13 protein-coding genes and 1 pseudogene (1 of these 14 only partly in view) are annotated in these 17,517 nt (G+C 62.8%); 9 read left to right on the plus strand and 5 right to left on the minus strand.

Features of this window, described 5'->3' with window-relative positions; translation table 11 throughout:
• A protein-coding gene (locus tag AC1DYR_RS20795) for a xanthine dehydrogenase family protein molybdopterin-binding subunit (protein WP_477706760.1) crosses the window boundary here: on the minus strand, window positions 1-789 show its beginning. It extends 1,521 nt beyond the left edge of the window; only the first 789 of its 2,310 coding nucleotides appear in the window; the start codon lies at window positions 787-789; its stop codon lies beyond the left edge, outside the window.
• A gap of 137 nt (window positions 790-926) precedes the next feature.
• Window positions 927-1,364: pseudogene (locus AC1DYR_RS20800) on the minus strand ((2Fe-2S)-binding protein); the annotation flags it as partial.
• 150 nt (window positions 1,365-1,514) lie between these two features.
• Between AC1DYR_RS20800 and AC1DYR_RS20805 the strand changes: the two are divergent.
• On the plus strand, window positions 1,515-3,443 hold the full coding sequence (locus AC1DYR_RS20805) for an ATP-binding cassette domain-containing protein (protein WP_477706761.1): 1,929 nt from the start codon (window positions 1,515-1,517) through the stop codon (window positions 3,441-3,443).
• A gap of 126 nt (window positions 3,444-3,569) precedes the next feature.
• Entirely contained in the window at window positions 3,570-5,267 is a 1,698-nt protein-coding gene (locus AC1DYR_RS20810; protein ID WP_477706762.1) for a phospholipase D-like domain-containing protein, read from the plus strand.
• Window positions 5,268-5,287: 20 nt separating this feature from the next.
• Here the strand turns inward: AC1DYR_RS20810 and AC1DYR_RS20815 are convergent, their stop codons facing one another.
• Window positions 5,288-6,895, minus strand: a complete 1,608-nt coding sequence (locus AC1DYR_RS20815; protein ID WP_477706763.1) for a B12-binding domain-containing radical SAM protein — start codon at window positions 6,893-6,895, stop codon at window positions 5,288-5,290.
• Window positions 6,896-7,041: 146 nt separating this feature from the next.
• On the opposite strand from AC1DYR_RS20815, the gene AC1DYR_RS20820 reads away from it, so the two are divergent.
• The 5 genes from AC1DYR_RS20820 (at window position 7,042) to AC1DYR_RS20840 (ending at window position 12,819) form a co-directional block, all read left to right on the plus strand.
• Window positions 7,042-9,222, plus strand: coding sequence for a protein-disulfide reductase DsbD family protein (locus tag AC1DYR_RS20820; RefSeq protein ID WP_477706764.1), 2,181 nt, complete (start codon window positions 7,042-7,044; stop codon window positions 9,220-9,222).
• A 47-nt stretch (window positions 9,223-9,269) separates the two neighbouring features.
• Entirely contained in the window at window positions 9,270-9,923 is a 654-nt protein-coding gene (locus AC1DYR_RS20825; protein ID WP_477706765.1) for a thioredoxin family protein, read from the plus strand.
• 78 nt (window positions 9,924-10,001) lie between these two features.
• Window positions 10,002-10,466 carry a CoA-binding protein gene (locus AC1DYR_RS20830; RefSeq protein ID WP_477706766.1) on the plus strand — a complete coding sequence of 155 codons (465 nt, stop codon included), beginning with the start codon at window positions 10,002-10,004 and terminating at the stop codon, window positions 10,464-10,466.
• A gap of 74 nt (window positions 10,467-10,540) precedes the next feature.
• The gene (locus tag AC1DYR_RS20835) at window positions 10,541-11,323 is read left to right on the plus strand and encodes a hypothetical protein (protein ID WP_477706767.1); all 783 of its coding nucleotides are present in this window, start codon (window positions 10,541-10,543) and stop codon (window positions 11,321-11,323) included.
• A 161-nt stretch (window positions 11,324-11,484) separates the two neighbouring features.
• The gene (locus AC1DYR_RS20840; protein ID WP_477706768.1) at window positions 11,485-12,819 is read left to right on the plus strand and encodes a class I SAM-dependent methyltransferase; all 1,335 of its coding nucleotides are present in this window, start codon (window positions 11,485-11,487) and stop codon (window positions 12,817-12,819) included.
• Between the two features lie 22 nt (window positions 12,820-12,841).
• Here AC1DYR_RS20840 and AC1DYR_RS20845 read toward each other — a convergent pair whose 3' ends face one another.
• Window positions 12,842-13,138 (minus strand): hypothetical protein, encoded by a 297-nt coding sequence (locus AC1DYR_RS20845; protein ID WP_477706769.1) that lies wholly within the window; start codon window positions 13,136-13,138, stop codon window positions 12,842-12,844.
• A 256-nt stretch (window positions 13,139-13,394) separates the two neighbouring features.
• Here AC1DYR_RS20845 and AC1DYR_RS20850 point away from each other — a divergent pair, with 256 nt between their 5' ends.
• The gene (locus tag AC1DYR_RS20850; RefSeq protein ID WP_477706770.1) at window positions 13,395-15,908 is read left to right on the plus strand and encodes an EAL domain-containing protein; all 2,514 of its coding nucleotides are present in this window, start codon (window positions 13,395-13,397) and stop codon (window positions 15,906-15,908) included.
• On the opposite strand, the gene AC1DYR_RS20855 is transcribed toward AC1DYR_RS20850, so the two are convergent.
• Complete coding sequence (locus tag AC1DYR_RS20855; RefSeq protein ID WP_477706771.1) at window positions 15,889-16,257, minus strand: aminoacyl-tRNA synthetase; 369 nt, start codon at window positions 16,255-16,257, stop codon at window positions 15,889-15,891. The genes AC1DYR_RS20850 and AC1DYR_RS20855 overlap by 20 nt on opposite strands.
• 123 nt (window positions 16,258-16,380) lie before the next feature.
• On the opposite strand from AC1DYR_RS20855, the gene hemE reads away from it, so the two are divergent.
• A complete protein-coding gene (gene hemE, locus AC1DYR_RS20860) occupies window positions 16,381-17,490 on the plus strand; it encodes a uroporphyrinogen decarboxylase (protein WP_477706772.1) in 1,110 nt (369 codons plus the stop codon).
• Window positions 17,491-17,517 lie beyond the last annotated feature (27 nt).

Genomic DNA, 17,517 nt, shown 5'->3' on the forward strand with positions numbered 1-17,517 from the left:
CAACCGGACATCGAGGCCAAAAACGGCCGTGCCATTGACTTTGGCCGGTATATCCAGCCGCGGGGCACTGCGCCCGATCAGTTTCCAGTCCCCACGGCTTTTGAGTGTCACGTCGCCCGGGGGCGTCGCCGCGGCAAATTTCGCCAGCTCGCCGTAATGGGACGAAGGCCCCGAGGGATGCGAAATCACGCCATTTCTGACGCTGAGCTCGTCCACCGGCAACTTCCAGTCCAGCGAGGCCGCTCCCAGAAGGGACGCACGGGCAGTGGCAGCCGCCAGCCGCACCACGTCCCAGGCATCCGCCAGGCTTGAGGAACCCCCTGTCGCGTTAATGCCGAGCTCACGGGCAACCTTGCCCATCATCCACTCGCCGATCCTGACCGGGGTGGGGCGAACCCTGGGGGCGCCTTCTTTGGCAAAGTCATCGACGTCCAGTGGATGAAAAGGCAGGCTGCCCACCAGCATCGCGACATTACCGTAAATGGCGTCGGATCCCGCCTGCGCCACGGTTACCCGCTGCAGCGGCACATCAAGCTCTTCGGCCACCAGCATGGCCAGCGCCGTGTGCACGCCCTGGCCCATCTCGCTGCGCGGCATGGCCAGCACCACGCCGCCGTCCGGCCGGATCTTGATCCAGCCATTGAACACCGCGCCATCCAGCTCGGGAATGCTCGCAGGCCAGGGTTTGGCCGGGCTGCCCAGCCGGGAGCGCGCCGGCAACAGGCTCCAGCCCACCAGCAATGCGCCCGCCGCACCGGTTGCACTGAGCAGCCAGGCCCTTCTTTTCATGAGGACGTGGCCCCCACGCTTTTCGCTTCGCGTAATGCGCTGCCCCTTTTTTGGATATTCCGGGGCTCGTTTCCTTGGGGCGGCCCGGCGGAAAATTGAGCCTTAGGTGTTGGGACCTTGCCGCCGGGCGTCATGCCGGCCGCGCGCTTGATGGCCACCCGGATCCGCTGGTAAGTGCCGCAGCGGCAGATATTGGTCATGGCCGCGTCAATGTCAGCGTCGGTTGGTTTCGGGGTTTTGTCGAGCAGCGCCGCCGCCGCCATCAACATGCCGGACTGGCAATAGCCGCACTGGGGCACCTGCTCCGCGATCCAGGCCAGTTGCAGGGCATGGGGTTTGTCCGCCGTACCCAGCGCCTCGATGGTCTGGATGCGTCTGCCAGCCACAGCGGAAACCGGCACCACGCAGGACCGCACGGCCTGGCCGTCCACCCGCACCGTGCAGGCGCCGCAGGCCGCTACACCGCAGCCGAACTTGGTGCCGGTCATGTTCAGCACATCGCGCAGCAGCCACAGCAGGGGCATGCCGGGGTCAGCGTCAACCTGCACGGTCCGGCCATTGAGGTCCAGCTTGATCGGTGACTCCACGCAACGCTCCCTGAAAGCCAAAGGAGAGGCCACTATAGCGATTTGGCCTGCACCGGGGCGCAAAAGCCTGCGCTCTGCCTTCTTCCAAACCCCGGCAAACCGCACACCAGCGCCGCCACGGGATAATCAGCTACTTATATGGCACTTATTACCCTCCTGGACGCCCAACTCGCTTTTGGGCACGTCGCACTGCTGGACCACGCAGATTTTTCCCTTGAAACCAACCAGCGCATCGGCCTGATCGGCCGCAACGGCACGGGCAAGTCATCCCTGCTGAAGATTCTCGCCGGCCTCGAAAAACCCGATGACGGCACGCTGCAGCTGCAGCAGAACCTGCGCATCGCCTACGTGCCGCAAGAGCCCAGCCTGGATCCGCATGCTACTGTTTTTATAGCTGCCAGCGCAGGACTGGCGCGCACAAGGCACGTGGTTGAGCAATATCTCGCAGCCGACGAAAACACCGACCTGGACGCCCTGCAATCGGAAATCGAGGCGCTGGACGGCTGGACCTGGGAGCAACGGGTGGAAGAAACACTGCACCGCCTGCACCTGGACAAGGACGCCATCGTCGGTTCGCTCTCGGGCGGCACGAAAAAACGCGTGGCGCTGGCCCAGGCGCTGGTCGCCAAACCCGACGTGCTGTTGCTGGATGAGCCGACCAACCACCTGGACCTCGACTCCATCGCATGGCTGGAGGACCTGCTTGTCAATTTCAACGGCAGCATCATCACCATCACGCATGACCGGGCCTTCCTGGATCAGGTCGCCACCGTCATCGTCGAACTCGACCGCGGCAAACTGAACAGCTACCCTGGCAACTTTGCCCAGTACCTGGTGCAAAAAGAAGAACAGATGGCGCAGGAAGCCGTCATCAACGCCAAGGCCGACAAGCTGCTGGCGCAGGAAGAGGTGTGGATCCGCAAGGGCGTGGAGGCGCGCCGCACCCGCAGCGTGGCCCGCATTGGACGCCTCGAAGCCCTGCGCGACAACCGTGCGGCCCGGCGCGATGCGGTCGGCCGCGTCAACCTGGATGTCTCCAGCGGCGAGAAAAGCGGCAAGATCGTGGCCGAGCTGACGGACGTGAGCAAAAGCTTTGGCCACCCCGGGTCGGAAAAAATCATCGTCAACAAATTCACCGGCACGTTGCTGCGCGGCGACAAGGTCGGCCTGCTGGGCCCGAATGGCGCCGGCAAGACCACACTGCTCAAGCTGATTCTGGGTGAGCTGCAGCCCGATGTGACCACGCCGCCCGGCAAGATCCGCCAGGGCGCCAACCTGCAGGTGGCGTACTTTGACCAGATGCGCGACAGCCTGGACCTGGACGCCACGCTGGAAGACTTCATCAGCCCCGGCAGCGAGTGGGTCGAAATCAACGGCCAGAAGAAACACGTCAAGAGCTATTTGACGGACTTCCTGTTCTCGCCCCAGCGCGCGAACTCACCCGTGCGCACCCTGTCAGGCGGCGAGCGCAACCGCCTGCTGCTGGCGCGCCTGTTTGCGCGGCCGGCCAACGTGCTGGTGCTGGACGAGCCCACCAACGACCTGGACATCGACACGCTCGAATTGCTGGAAGACCTGTTGCAAAACTACGAAGGCACGGTGTTCCTGGTCAGCCACGACAGGCGCTTCCTCGACAACGTGGTCACCAGCACCATTGCTTATGAAGGTACACCCGAGAACCCCGGCTTCTGGCGTGAGTACGAAGGCGGCGTGACGGACTGGATCACGCAGTCCAAGCGCGCAGCGCAGATCACCGGTGCCAACAAGCCCGCCAGCAGCCCCACCGGCAGCAAAATTTCGAGCAAAACAAGCCCGCAGCCCAATAAGGACGAGCGCGAGCAGCTATCAAAAAAGAAGCTGAGCTACAAGGAGCAGCGCGAGCTCGACGGCCTGCCGGCGCTGATCCAGCAATTGGAGTCGCAGCAAAAAGCCATCGAGCAGGAGCTCTATGACGGCACGCTCTACACCACGAATGCCAAGCGGGCGGCGGAACTCAACGCGCGCAACAGCAAAATCGAGGAGGAGCTGATGGCCGCACTGCAGCGTTGGGAAACGCTGTCGTCTTGACGCGCCGGCTTCGCGTCTTTCCGGCGCGGTCAGTGTAATCAAGCCTCGCGCCTACAAGAAAAATAGGCGCGAACGCAGGGACCGGCGGCACCAAATACATCTCCTTACGCTAAAGTGACCTGCACCATGCAGACCACTTCCAGTACCCTTTCCGGCACCCGCCTGATCCCGCACACAGGCTGGCGCGCGTTGCAGGGGCTGGCCATGGCCTTCGCCGCTCTTTGGATAGCGGGTTGCGCCTCGCTGCCCAGCGAGGTCGACCGCCCGGTCTCCACCGCGCTGGCCAATCCGGCCGAAACGCGCCTGGGCAGCCTGGTGGCAGCCCGTGCGGCCAAGGCCGGCACGCGAAACGATTCGGGGTTTGCGCTGGTCGGCGACGCAGAACTGGCTTTCACCAGCCGCATGACGCTGATCAAGGCCGCCCAAAAAACGCTGGATATCCAGTATTACGCCATCTTTGCCGACGAAACCACGGAGCGCATGTTTGACGCGCTGCGCGAAGCAGCTGGCCGCGGCGTGCGCATCCGCATCCTGCTGGACGACTTCAACACCTCGGGGAAAAACGCACAGGTGCTGAAGCTGGCTTTTGAAAAAAACATCGAGCTGCGCCTCTTCAACCCCCTGCCGGGCGGCCGTGGCTCGCTGATGTTCCGAATCCTGGGCAACCTCAAGGACACGGCGCGCATGCAGCGGCGCATGCACAACAAGATTTTTGTGGCGGACAACGCCGTGGCGATCACCGGCGGGCGCAACCTGGGCGAAACCTACTTCGGCCAGAGCACCGGTACCAATTTTGTCGACATCGACGTGCTGGCGGCGGGCCGCATCGCGCAGGATTTGTCGCGCAGTTTTGACCAGTACTGGAACAACCCGCTGGCTTACCCGGTGCAGTCGCTGATGACCGAGAAGGAAATCGACGCACTCAAGCGCAAGCCGCCGCCCCCGGAAAACCTTTCTTCTCCCGCAGGCACGGCGCAGGCCGCTACCCTCCAGGCTGGTGACGGCGCCGTACCCTCCCCTACCAAGCCGGAACGTGCCACCACCACACCGCCAGCATTGCCGGATTCGACCGACCTGCGGCTGTTGACCTGGACGTGGGCGCCCTCGGTGCTGCTGGTGGACAAGGCCTCCAAGATCGCCGCCGACGCCGACACCACTGAAGAGTCGCAGGACACCACGGTCGACGGGCTGCTTCAGCTGATGTCGCAGGCCAAAAACAACCTGCTGATCGTTTCGCCCTACTTCGTGCCCGGTGAACGCATGATGAAACAGTTTGCCGACCTGCGGCAACGCGGTATTCGTGTGCGGGTGCTCACCAACTCGCTGGCATCCAACGATGCACCGGCTGCCCACGTCGGCTACGCCCGCTACCGCAAGGCCTTGCTGGAGATGGGTATCGAAATTTACGAGATGCGTGCCGAGCAGGAAGGCTCTTTCAGTAGCTTCGGCTCGGCCGCCATTGCCGGCGGCTCGATCGGGGGATCAACCGGCGGGTCGCGCGCCAGCCTGCATTCCAAGGTCGTTGTCATGGACGACCGGATGCTGGTCGTGGGTTCGATGAACCTGGACCTGCGCTCGCAGCTGCAAAACAGCGAAGTGGCCATCGTCATCCGCAACCGCGCCATCTCGGCCGAAGCCACCCGGCTGATCGAACCCACGCTGGCGTCGGGCGCCTACCGGGTCGAGCTGGAGAACGGTCGGCTGGTCTGGCGTGCGCCGCAAGGTTCGCCACTGAAAGACTCCATGATCGAGCCAGACGCGAGTTGGGGACTGCAACTGATGCTCAAGCTGATCGGGCCCTTTGCACCGGACGAAATGCTTTAAAGACAGGGCCTTTGGCCCCGTCAAGCCGCTGCAGCAGCTTTCTGAATAGCTTCCCGGTGGGCGCCCACCTCGTCCTGAAGACCGGATTGTTGGCTCACATGGCGCCCTTGCCGCGCTGCGCCTTGTCGGCTGGAACGCACGGGTGCAACCGGCTTGGCGGCACCCAGCAAATCGGCCAGGCAATGGGAACGGCCACGTGCGCCGCTGGCCAGATAGTCGGCCAGCAGGGCGCTGCGCACATCTGCGCCGGCCAAACCCCGCACCGATGTGAGGTGCTCAAACAGCAAATCCACCAGTTTCTCAGGTGCGAACTCATGGGTTTTACCGGTGCTGGCCCAGAGCCAGTCGCTGAAATGCAGAAAATGGCCGAATGCCGAGCCCGGTGCCAGGAGCAGCTGGAGCCCCCGTGCAAAACGCCCTGAGTTGGCCAGCATTTCCCAATACCTTGCGAAGCGCTTGATGCGCTGCATGGTGACAAAGTCAATCGTGGAGTTTTGCAGAATCGTGTACGGCGTCTGCGGGTCATACGCCATGGCAAACTCCGCCGTGTGCCGGGTAATCGGAGTGCCGCGCAGGCGCTTGAGGATGCCGAACTGGATTTCATGCGGCGCCAGTTCATGCAGGCGGTCAAAACCCTCAGCGAAGCTCTCCAGCGTCTCGCCGGGCAAACCGAAGATCAGGTCTGCGTGCACATGGGCCTGGCTTTCGTTCACCAGCCAGCGCAGGTTGTCCGCGGTCCTGGCGTTGTCCTGCTTGCGCGAAATGCGCTGCTGCACCTCAGGGTTGAAGCTCTGGATACCGACTTCAAACTGAAGCGAACCTGCCGGGAACTGCGCAATCAGCGCTTTGAGCCGGTCGGGCAGGCTGTCGGGCACCACTTCAAAATGCACAAACAGGTCAGGCGCCATCCGGTCCAGGAAAAACTGCAGGATACGCACCGAGTTCTCGACCTTCAGGTTAAACGTGCGGTCCACAAACTTGAAGTTGCGCGCGCCGCGCCGGTAGAGCGCGTCCATCCCGGCCATAAACGCGTCCAAGTCAAAAGCCCAGGCGGTTTTATCCAGGGAGCTCAGGCAGAACTCGCACTTGAAGGGGCAGCCGCGCGAGGCTTCGACATACAGCAACCGTTTGGCCAGGTCTTCGTCGGTGTATTCGCCATAAGGCAGGGCCAGCGCCTCCAGTGCCGGCTGCTCCCCTGCAACGACCTTCATCAGCGGTTGCGGGCCATCGAGCAAGGCACGGCAGAGCTTGGGAAAACTCACATCGCCCCAGCCGGTGACCACATGGTCGGCCAGGCGGCAGATTTCCTGTTCGCCCGTCTCATAACTGACCTCAGGGCCGCCCAGCACCACCTTGATGCCGGGCCTCAGGGTTTTGAGCAGGCGCACGACCTGGGTTGTTTCCACCACGTTCCATATATAGATGCCGAGGCCGATAACTTCAGGATCGAGCGCCAGCAGTTCCTCAACGATCTGCATGGGCCGTTGCTGGATCACAAATTCGCGCAGCAACGTTTGCGCACGAAGGCCGGGGCCGCCATGCAGGTCCATATTGGCCAGCAGGTAGCGCAGGCCCAGCGAAGCGTGGATGTACTTCGCGTTGAGGGTGGCGAGGACAATGCGCGGCATACCCCTATTATCTGGGCTGGACCTGAAAACGGCTGTAATAAGGCGGCGTGAAAACGGACTAACCATCATCGAGCGATGCCCGCACGCTGTCTTGCCCCCTGGCCTTCCAGGAACTAATCTCTGCACCACCCGCTCACACTTGCACAATGAATTCCCTGCGTTTTCCGTTTGCCAAGCTTGCTGCTACATTTTTGATAGCTGCTTGCGCAATCCCCGTGCCGGCCAGCGCCCAAAAGGCCTTTAGCGACATTCTGGGCAAGGGCACCCCGGGCACAACCGGTGCGGTGGTCACAACGGAGCAGGTCAGTGCCGAACTGCTGGCCTGGGCGCCGCAAGGCGTGGAGCCCGGCAAGCCGGTCTGGGTGGGGCTGCGGCTCACGCACCAGCCCGAATGGCATACCTACTGGAAAAACTCCGGCGACTCTGGGCTGCCGACGCAGCTCGACTGGCAATTGCCCGCCGGCATCACTGCAGGCGATATCGCCTGGCCCACACCGAAAAAAATCCCGATTGGCACGCTGGCCAACTACGGCTATGAAAAGGCGGTGCTGCTGCCTGTGCCTTTGACCGTGGCGCCCGGTTTCGCCGCCAGGCAGCTGGACGTCAAACTCAAGGCGTCCTGGCTGGTGTGCCGCAAGGAATGCATTCCGCAAGAGGGCGACTTTTCACTGAGCATCCCGGCAAGAAGCTCGACCGCTTCCAGTGGCCAGTTGTTTCAGGACACGTTCGCTGCCACGCCCAAAGCACTGGCGGCCGGCGCCAGCAAAGTGGCAGTCGAAGGCAAGGCGATCAGCATCTCCCTGGCCGGCTTGCCCCCCGCCCTGCAGGGAAAAACACTGGCGCTGTACCCCGAAACCGGTAGCGTGATCGAGCCCGCCGCCCCCTGGCAGCAGGCTTGGCATGGCGCGGTATGGACGGCCCAGGTGCCCCTGTCGGGTCAACGCACCGAAAGCCCGGCCAGCATGCCGCTGGTCGTGGCCCTGGAGAACGCTGCCTATCGCATTGACGCGCCGGTCAAAGGCCCCTGGCCCGCGCCGGCAGCTGCCACCGTCGTGCCGCCGGCACTTGAAGCGGCCTTGCGCGCCAATGCGTCGGCCGGCGCAGCGCCCGTGCAAACCAGCGCACCACCGGTCGGCCTCATCGCCGCCATGCTGGGTGCGTTGCTCGGCGGGCTTATCCTCAATCTCATGCCCTGTGTGTTTCCGGTGCTGGCCATCAAGGTGGTGGGTTTTGTGCAGGTGAAGGACCAGGCCACGCGCCTGACCACTGGCCTGGCTTACACCGTGGGCGTTGTGGTGTCTTTCCTGGCGCTGGGTGCGCTGCTGCTGGGCTTGCGCGCAGCGGGCGAGCAGCTCGGCTGGGGCTTTCAGCTGCAAAACCCGGCGGTAGTGGCGCTGCTGGCGGCACTGTTCACCTTGCTGGGGCTGAACCTGGCGGGCCTGTTTGAATTCGGCAACGTCCTGCCGGGCCGGCTCGCCGGCTGGCAGGCGAAAAATCCCACCGTCAACGCATTTTTGTCGGGTGTGCTGGCCACCGCCATTGCATCGCCCTGCACCGCTCCTTTCATGGGCGCCTCGCTGGGCTATGCGGTGGGGCTTCCGGCGCTTGAAGCGCTCGCGATTTTCGCGGCCATCGGCGTGGGGATGGCGTTGCCGTATCTGGCGGCGAGCGCCATACCGGCCGTGGCAAGAATGTTGCCGCGTCCCGGCCCCTGGATGGTGACCTTCAGGCAGCTGATGGCTTTCCCGATGTTTGCCACGGTCGCCTGGCTGGTCTGGGTGCTGGGCCAGCAAAGCGGCATCGACGGCGCAGGTGCGCTGCTGGCCCTGCTGGTGTTGATGGCGCTGGCGATCTGGGCCCTTACGCTACGCGGTACGGCACGCACGTTGCTGGCCACTTTTTCGGTGGCGTTGGGCGCGTTGGGGCTGTGGGCCATTGGCCCGAACATCACCAAACCCGCGGCCCTGGTGTCGGCAACACCGGCAGCAGGCGGTTGGCAAGCCTGGGAGCCGGGCCGGGTTGACCAGCTCACCGCGCAAGGGCAAAGTGTGTTCGTGGATTTCACCGCCGCCTGGTGCGTGACCTGCCAGTACAACAAAAAGACCACCCTCTCGAATGCGTCGGTACTGGCCGACATCGAAACGAAGAACGTGGCGCTGCTGCGCGCCGACTGGACGCGGCGCGACCCGGCAGTGACAGCGGCACTGAAGCAACTGGGCCGCAACGGTGTACCGGTATATGTGATTTACAAGCCCGGCCGCGCGCCGCTCGTGCTGTCGGAGATTCTGTCGGTGGACGACGTGAGGGCCGAACTGGCCAGGCTGTAAGGAACCTGTGGTCGTGTTGTTGTTTTCTTCCTGAAGGAGTTCAAGCCATGTTGAATACCCCTCTGCAGCCCATCCGGGCACTTACCCGCCGCAACTTTTCTGGGGCTCTCGTTGCCGCCCCCTGGCTGGCGTCGGCCGCTTTTTCCGCGCAGGCGGCCACAGCAAGTGTCGGCCAGGCAGCCCCTGACTTTTCGGCCCCCGACACGGCTGGCAAGACCCGCAACCTGGGCGATTACAAGGGCAAGCTGGTGGTGCTGGAATGGACCAATCCGGGCTGCCCTTTTGTGCGCAAGCACTACAGCGGCAACATGCAAGACCTGCAAAAGGAGTTCACCGCCAAAGGCGTGGTGTGGTTGTCCATCAACTCCACGGAGGCCGAAAGCAGCGACTACCTGGCGCCGGCCAAACTGGCCGGCTGGATGGCCGAAAAACAGGGCCAGCCGACTGCGACACTGATGGACGAGTCAGGCAGGATCGGCCAGCTTTACGGCGCCAAGACGACGCCGCACATGTACATCATCAGCCCGCAGGGACAGCTGATTTACGCGGGAGGCATTGACAGCATTCCTTCCGCCCGTGTTGACGATATCAAGACCGCCACCAATTACGTACGCCAGGGCCTGACCGAAGCGCTGGGCGGCAAGCCCTTGAGCGTAGCGACCAGCCGGGCTTATGGCTGCTCCGTCAAATACAAGGCATAAACCCGCTTGAATAGATAAACAGCGCCTGAACCGTGTCCGGCAACGCCGGTCCAAGCCAGGCCAACACAAAGCCCAACCATGAACCCCTTGCCCCCTGCAGAGCGCATGCCGCACATCCTCAACCACTGCCGCACCATCGCGGTAGTGGGCTTGTCGCCCAAGCCTCACCGCGCCAGTTTTGATGTGGCGCGCTACATGCAGGCCAATGGCTACCGCATCATCCCGGTCAACCCGAACGCCGCCGAGGTGCTTGGTGAAAAGGCCTATTCGACGCTGACCGAAGCCGCGCAGCACGAAAAGATCGACCTCGTGAACTGCTTTCGCAACAGCGAAGATATTCCGCCAGTGGTCGACGAAGCCATTGCGATTGGCGCCAAGGCCGTGTGGATGCAGCTCGGAATTTCCAATCCGGCAGCCGCCGCCCAGGCAGAAGCAGCAGGCTTGCTGGTGGTACAGGACCACTGCCTCAAGATTGACCACCGCGTGTTGCTATCTCGCGGACTGTTGCACCCGATTGCCCAAGTGGGCGCGGCCTCCGCCTGAGCTTGCCACTGCGGCCGGCGCCAGCCCGGGAAAGCCATGCTTGCGCGGCGCGACGCAGCCGCTGAAAATGCCCCATGTCCCTGCGCACGGCACCCATCTCCCTTCCCGCACCAGCCATTTCTCCTTCCATTTTTTCATTCTTCCGCCTGCCCTTGCTGCTGGCCCTGGCTGCATTGGCCGGCTGCGCCAGCCAGGCACCCACGCACAAGGGCGAAGCACAGGCCGCCCCGATGGCCGCCAGCGAGGTCGGCCAGTCGGACGTGAACCGCATGGCCACCCTGGGCATGCGCGACAACCTGGAAAGCTTGCTGCGCCTGGCCGACAAGCTGTACCGGCGCAACCCGGCGGAATGGCGGAAAACCAGCACGCTCAGACGCGACGCGGCCCTTGCCCAGCTGCGCGTGGCGGTCGACACCCGCACACCCTGGCCCGAACTGCAGGGCAAGCGCGATATCGCCGCGCTGTCGCTGGCGCTGGGGCCCGACTTCAAGGGCGACCGCGTGGCGGCGTTCATTTATGCCAGCGCCGACATGGTGGTCACGGCCCACGGCGGGAAAACAGCGTATTACCTGACCGACAGCCTGGACGCACAATACATCTACAACGCCGCCCGCAACATTGAAATCGCCGTATGGATGCTGTCCAACCGGCGCAATGCCGCAGGCCAGCCCTTGCTGCTGGCCGATGAAATCACCGAGCGCGAGCGCAACCTGAGCTTTGAGCGCGAGTTCGGCAAAATCATTGGACGGCTGGACCTGCTGGCCTCTGTTCTGACCGAGAAATACCGCCGCGCCGTCATCACTTACGTTCAGAACCTGCTGGGTGGCACCTTCCTCCAGTTCTTACCCGTCAGGTAGCCTCTGTCTTAACCAGGTGACAGCACGGAACCGGCTTCGCCGGGCCGTAGATGTCGCCCCCTGAGGGGGGATCCCGCTACACGAAGTGAGCGGAGAAGGGGGGAAACACGTCTGCGGGCGGAGACAATACGTGTTTCGCCGTTTGTTTTCCGGAAGATGCCATGCCCGACAACTATTTGCCCGAAGTCAGAAACCAGTACGAGGCGCTGCCTTATCCGCCTTGCAATCCGCAGGACGACCACAAGCGCCTGGTGCGGACCTGGCTGGAAGACCTGCCCATGATCAATCACTACTGCTTTGCGGGAAAGCAGTCGTTCCAACATGGCTTTCGTGCGCTGGTGGCGGGCGGTGGCACCGGCGATGCCACCATTTTCCTGGCCGAGCAGTTGCGCCATACCGACGCACAAATCGTTCATCTCGACATGAGCGGAGCCAGCATCGCACTGGCGAAGGAGCGCGCACAGATTCGCGGGCTGGCAAACATCACCTGGGTCCATGATTCATTGCTGAACCTGCCCGCCCTGGCGGCAGAGCTCGGCACCTTCGACTACATCAATTGCAGCGGCGTGCTGCACCATCTGGCCGATCCCGATCTGGGATTCAAGGCGTTGCGCAGCGTACTCAAGGACGACGGCGCCATCGGACTCATGGTGTATGCCACCACGGGCCGCACCGGCGTGTACCAGATGCAGGAACTCATGCGTCTGGTCAACGGCGACGAGGAGGATGCGCAGCGGAAAATCGCCAACACGCGCGACTTGCTGGCCAGCCTGCCCGCCACCAACTGGTTCAAGCGCAGCGAAGACCTGCACCACGACCACAAGATGGGCGACGCAGGCATCTACGACCTGCTGCTGCATTCGCAGGACCGCTCATACAGCGTGGGCGAGCTGTTTGACTGGCTGGGCGACGAAGCGGATGGCGCAAAGAGCGGACACGGCATGCACCTGGAGTTCACCGATGTACAGCGCGGCCTTTCGCCTTATTTACCGCACATGGTGCTGGGAAGCAAGCCGCCGGCCATGGCCGCGGCATTGCGCAGGCTGCCGCGCAGGAAGCAATATGAAATGGCCGAGCTGATGGCCGGCACCCTTATTACCCATTCCCTATACGTCACACGCAACGGCCGTTGCAAGGCCCCCTACGGCGATCCGGAGTACGTGCCTTTCTTCTACCATGAGCCCTTGACCGGCGAACTTGCCGCGCAGGTGTTTGGCAGCAACAAGGGCCAGCCCTTCATGCTCAGGCATCAGCACTCAGGCGCCTCGGTGATGGTGAATCCCGGCAAGTACGGCGCAAAAATTCTCGCGTTGATAGACGGGGAAAAAACCTTTGGCGAAATATTCGACCAGTTCCGCGCGGCCTGGCAGGGCAAAGCGGCTGCGCCTGACAATGCCGTTCTGTTTGGCGACTTTGCCGAGTCGTTCGACGTTCTCAGCGCCCTGGATCGGCTTCTGCTCAGGCATCCCTCGGCCGAAGCCACAGCCGCGAAATAGGAGCCGGAGGATTTTGAGGCTCTCAGGCGAGAGAGCCCCACGCACTCTCAGTTTGGGCCGACCCGGCCACAAGCAGATCCACAACGACCACCAGCTCGCCGCCGAAGCGGCCTATGCCCAGGCCGCTCATGAGCTTTTGCTCTTCCTCGTCGGAAGCCATGCGCAAAAAGCACAGGGCCTGCTGCTTGCCGGCATGGGCGGCCGGCAGGATGTTGAGCTGTGTGACCGAGCCGAAGCGCTCGCACATGTTTTTCAGAGCCTTCCGCAAAGCAGGGATGTCGGGGCATTGCTGAAGCTGGTCGAGTTCGAGTGGGCTCATGGATTCTTGCGTGAAATAGAACAACGGAAACAAATACAAAAAACGCGAGATAGCCGGTGAGTGCTGCAGGATGAAGGGTGACGCAGTAACCCGGCGTGAGGGGCCGCGTGCCTGAAGCGTAGGACAAAATCCTGTACAGGTAAGTGACGGAACGTTTTGCAACGCTTTATGCCCAATGCTTGCAAATCTTGCGTAAAAAAAATGCCGCTATGCGTCAGCATCGTCTACTGAATGTCTGAAAAGCAGGTGTTTGCCCGTGTCCGTTTCCGTTCCCGTCATTGATCCTGCGTTCGCGCTCCATGTCCTGCCCCATTCCGGCGCCGACCGGCTCGCCCGGCTGGCCGCGCGCGCTTGCGACGCCCCCATCGCCATCGTGGTGGCCCTGGAGGGCGGCGAGGCAGCGCTCAGCTCTGGCACCGGCTTTTCACCGCAAGAGCGCGAAGGGCTCGTCGCGCTGTGTGAAGCCACACTGGACACACCACCCCGCCAGCCGCAGTTGCCGGCCCGCAGCGCGCCCGACATTCTGTTTTATCGGGGCTTGCCGCTGACACGGGAAGACGGCACGCTGCTGGGCGCGCTAGCGGTCATGGACAAGGTCGCACGAAGCCTCAGCGCCGACCAGGAAGAGGATCTCGAAACGCTGGCGGGCCTTGCTGCCGGGCAACTTGTCGCGCAGCACAGCCACGCACTGCAGGCCACGCAGCAGACTGAAGAAGATGCCCAGCGGCTGGCCACTCGCCTGGGTATCACCCTGGAGAGCATCACCGAAGGGTTTTATACGCTGGATACGCAATGGCGCTTTACCTACCTCAACCGGGAGGGTGCCCGGCTGCTCCGCCGCCCCAGCAAAGACTTGCTGGGCAAAAGCATCTGGAAGGAGTTTCCGGGCGCCATCAACACCTCGTTTTCCGAGCAGGTCCGGGCCGCGGTTGCGGGCAACTACCAGGTGGAATTTGAAGCCCTCTATGCACCGCTGGACAAATGGTTCGAGATCCGCGCCTACCCGTTCCCCGACGGAGTCGCCATCTACTTTCGTGATATCAGCGAACGACGCAAGGCCAGGGAACAGCTCATGCTGCTGGAGACAAGCATCTCCCGCCTTAACGATATCGTGCTCATCACGGAAGCGGTACCTTCCGGAAAACCGGGCTTGCGCATCATCTTTGTCAACAACGCCTTCGAACAACATACCGGCTATAGCCCGGAAGAGGCCCTCGGCCATTCGCCGCGCCTGCTGTGCGGGCCGTTAACCCAACGCAGCGAACTGGAGCGCATCAGCGCCGCCTTTCAGAAAGGCGAACCCGTCCAGGCCGAACTCATCACCTACAAGAAAAACGGCAGGCATTTCTGGATGGAAGTCGACATCGTGCCGGTCGCCGATGACGCCGGCGTTTTCTTTACCCATTGGGTTGCGGTAGGGCGCGACATCACGCGCCGCAAGGTGGCGGAGAGTGAAATCAAGCACCTGGCCTTCTACGACCCGCTGACGCAGCTGCCCAATCGCCAGCTGCTGATGGACAGGCTGCAAAAAGCACTCACCCACAATTACAGGCATCCGCGCGAAGCCGCGCTGATGTTCATCGACCTGGACAATTTCAAGACGCTCAACGACACCATGGGCCACCAGAAGGGAGACCTGCTGCTGCAACAGGTGGCCAAGCGCCTGGCGGCCTGCCTGGAGCAGCCCGACACGGTGGCACGGCTGGGCGGGGACGAATTTGTGGTCATGCTGGAGGACCTGGGCCAGGATCCTCGCGAAGCGGCCGCAAAAGCTGAAGCGGTGGGCACGCGGATTCTTGCCGCGCTGAGCGAGCCCTATAACCTGGCGGGCTACCAGCACTACAGCACCTGCAGCATCGGCATTACCTCGTTCAACCAGACCCTGGACAACATCGGGGATCTGCTCAAGCAGGCCGACCTGGCCATGTACCAGGCCAAAATGTCGGGGCGCAATACCATCTGCTTTTTCAACCCGGCGATGCAGGCCGCCGTCACCGCCAGTGCCGCGCTGCAGTCGGACTTGCGCCAGGGCCTGCGTGAAAAGCAGTTCCTCCTGTACTACCAGCCGCAGGTGGGGCGTGACGGGCGCATGACAGGCGTCGAGGCGCTGCTGCGCTGGCAGCACGGCAGGCGCGGCCTGGTACAGCCGTCCGAGTTCATTCCGGCGGCTGAGGAGGCCGGGCTGATACTGCCGCTGGGCCAATGGGCGCTCGAGACTGCCTGCCACCAGCTCGCAGCGTGGGCCCATCGCCCTGAAACCGCGGCCTTCAGCGTGGCCGTCAATGTGAGCGTGCGGCAGTTCCGTCATCCGGAGTTCGTAGACCTTGTCATGGCCGCGCTCAAGGAAACGAAAGTCAGCCCGCACAAGCTCAAACTGGAGCTGACCGAAAGCCTGCTCGCCGAAAACATGGATGTCACCATCACAAAAATGGCCCGGCTCAAGAAGATGGGCGTAACCCTTTCCATTGACGATTTCGGCATGGGCTATTCCTCACTCTCATGCCTGAAGCGCTTGCCGCTTGACCAGCTGAAAATCGACAAGTCTTTTGTGGAAGACATCCTGCGCGACCCCAACGACGCGGCCATCGCACGCACCATCATCGGACTTGCGCAAAGCCTTGGGCTGGGTGTGGTGGCAGAAGGCGTTGAGACCGAAGCCCAGCGCGACTTCCTGTCGCGCCACGGTTGCGACTGCTACCAGGGCTATCTGTTCTGCAAGCCCCTGCCCATCGACGAGCTCGAAGCCTTCATCAAGACACTTCGGATTTAAGGGTGACGGCAGGCAAAGGCGCGGCCCTGTGGTGTTCCAGCCGGAAGATCACCTCCTTGACGATGCCGTACATCACCGCGCGGTCACGGCCGGGGTGGTCCGCGAAATGCACCGACGTGGACCCGAGCGTCGCGCCCTCGACGTCATAGCTCACCGTGATGCCGTAGGCCGTCATCAACGGGCCGCAGGCACGCCAATCGCGCGTCCACTGCGGCAAGGCCTGATTGCTGTCCCAGAGGGTGCCTGCGCTTTCGTAGCATTCCTCGATGTGCGCATGGCCCAGCAGTTGCGCAAGGTGCCGCTCCTTGGCGATGCAACTGCGGAAATACTCCTGGTCGTTCATGCGCATGAAACACCTCTTTCGGACCCGGCGGGGCCTATGAGGCCATGGTAAATCCGAACCCGCTCAAGTGCCAGCCCTGCAGATATCCCGCGATGGGAGGGCTCGCCTCACACCTGAGACAATCAGGGCATGTTCGCACCCCTTCAAAACGACACCTTTTTGCGCGCCTGCCTGCGCCAGGCCACCACCCACACTCCCGTCTGGCTGATGCGCCAGGCCGGCCGCTATTTGCCCGAGTACCGCGCCACGCGCGCCCAGGCCGGCAGTTTCATGGGCCTGGCCACCAACACCGACTACGCCACCGAAGTCACGCTGCAGCCTCTTGAGCGTTACCCGCTGGATGCCGCCATCCTGTTCAGCGACATCCTGACCGTGCCCGATGCCATGGGCCTGGGCTTGTCCTTCGCGCTGGGCGAAGGCCCGCGCTTTGCCACGCCGGTGCGCGATGAGGCGGCTGTGGCGAAGCTTGAGGTGCCCGACATGAACAAGCTGCGCTATGTGTTTGACGCCGTGACGTCAATCCGCAAGGCCCTGAACGGCCGCGTGCCGCTGATCGGCTTTTCGGGCAGCCCCTGGACGCTGGCCTGCTACATGGTCGAAGGCGCGGGCTCCGACGACTATCGCCTGGTCAAGACCATGCTGTACCAGCGCCCGGACCTGATGCACAAAATGCTTGCCGTGAACGCCGACGCGGTTGCCTCCTACCTGAACGCACAGATTGAGGCCGGGGCCCAGGCCGTAATGATTTTTGACAGCTGGGGCGGAGTACTGGCCGACGCGGCCTTCAAAACCTTCAGCCTGGCCTACACGGCCCGCGTGCTGGCCCAGCTCAAACGCGAGCACGAGGGCGTCAAAATCCCGCGCCTCGTCTTCACCAAAGGCGGCGGCCAGTGGCTCGAAGCCATGGCGCAGCTCGATTGCGAGGTGCTGGGACTGGACTGGACGGTCAACCTGGCCAGGGCGCGCGCGCTGGTCGGTGAAAACGGACCACATGCCAAAGCCTTGCAGGGCAACCTGGACCCCAACGTGCTATTTGCCAATCCGACCCAGATAGAAGCTGAAGTGAAAAGCGTTCTGGACAGCTTTGGCAAGCCCCATATTGATGCCAGCGAGCCAGGACCGGCCCATATTTTCAACCTGGGGCATGGCATCAGCCAACACACGCCACCCGAAAGTGTGGAAGTGCTGGTGCGCGCAGTACACGCTCACTCTCGCAGCATGCGCGCCGCTGGTACCTAAACTTTCCGCCTACGTCCATAAAAGGCC

The organism is Polaromonas sp. P1_F9 (genome assembly GCF_056405615.1).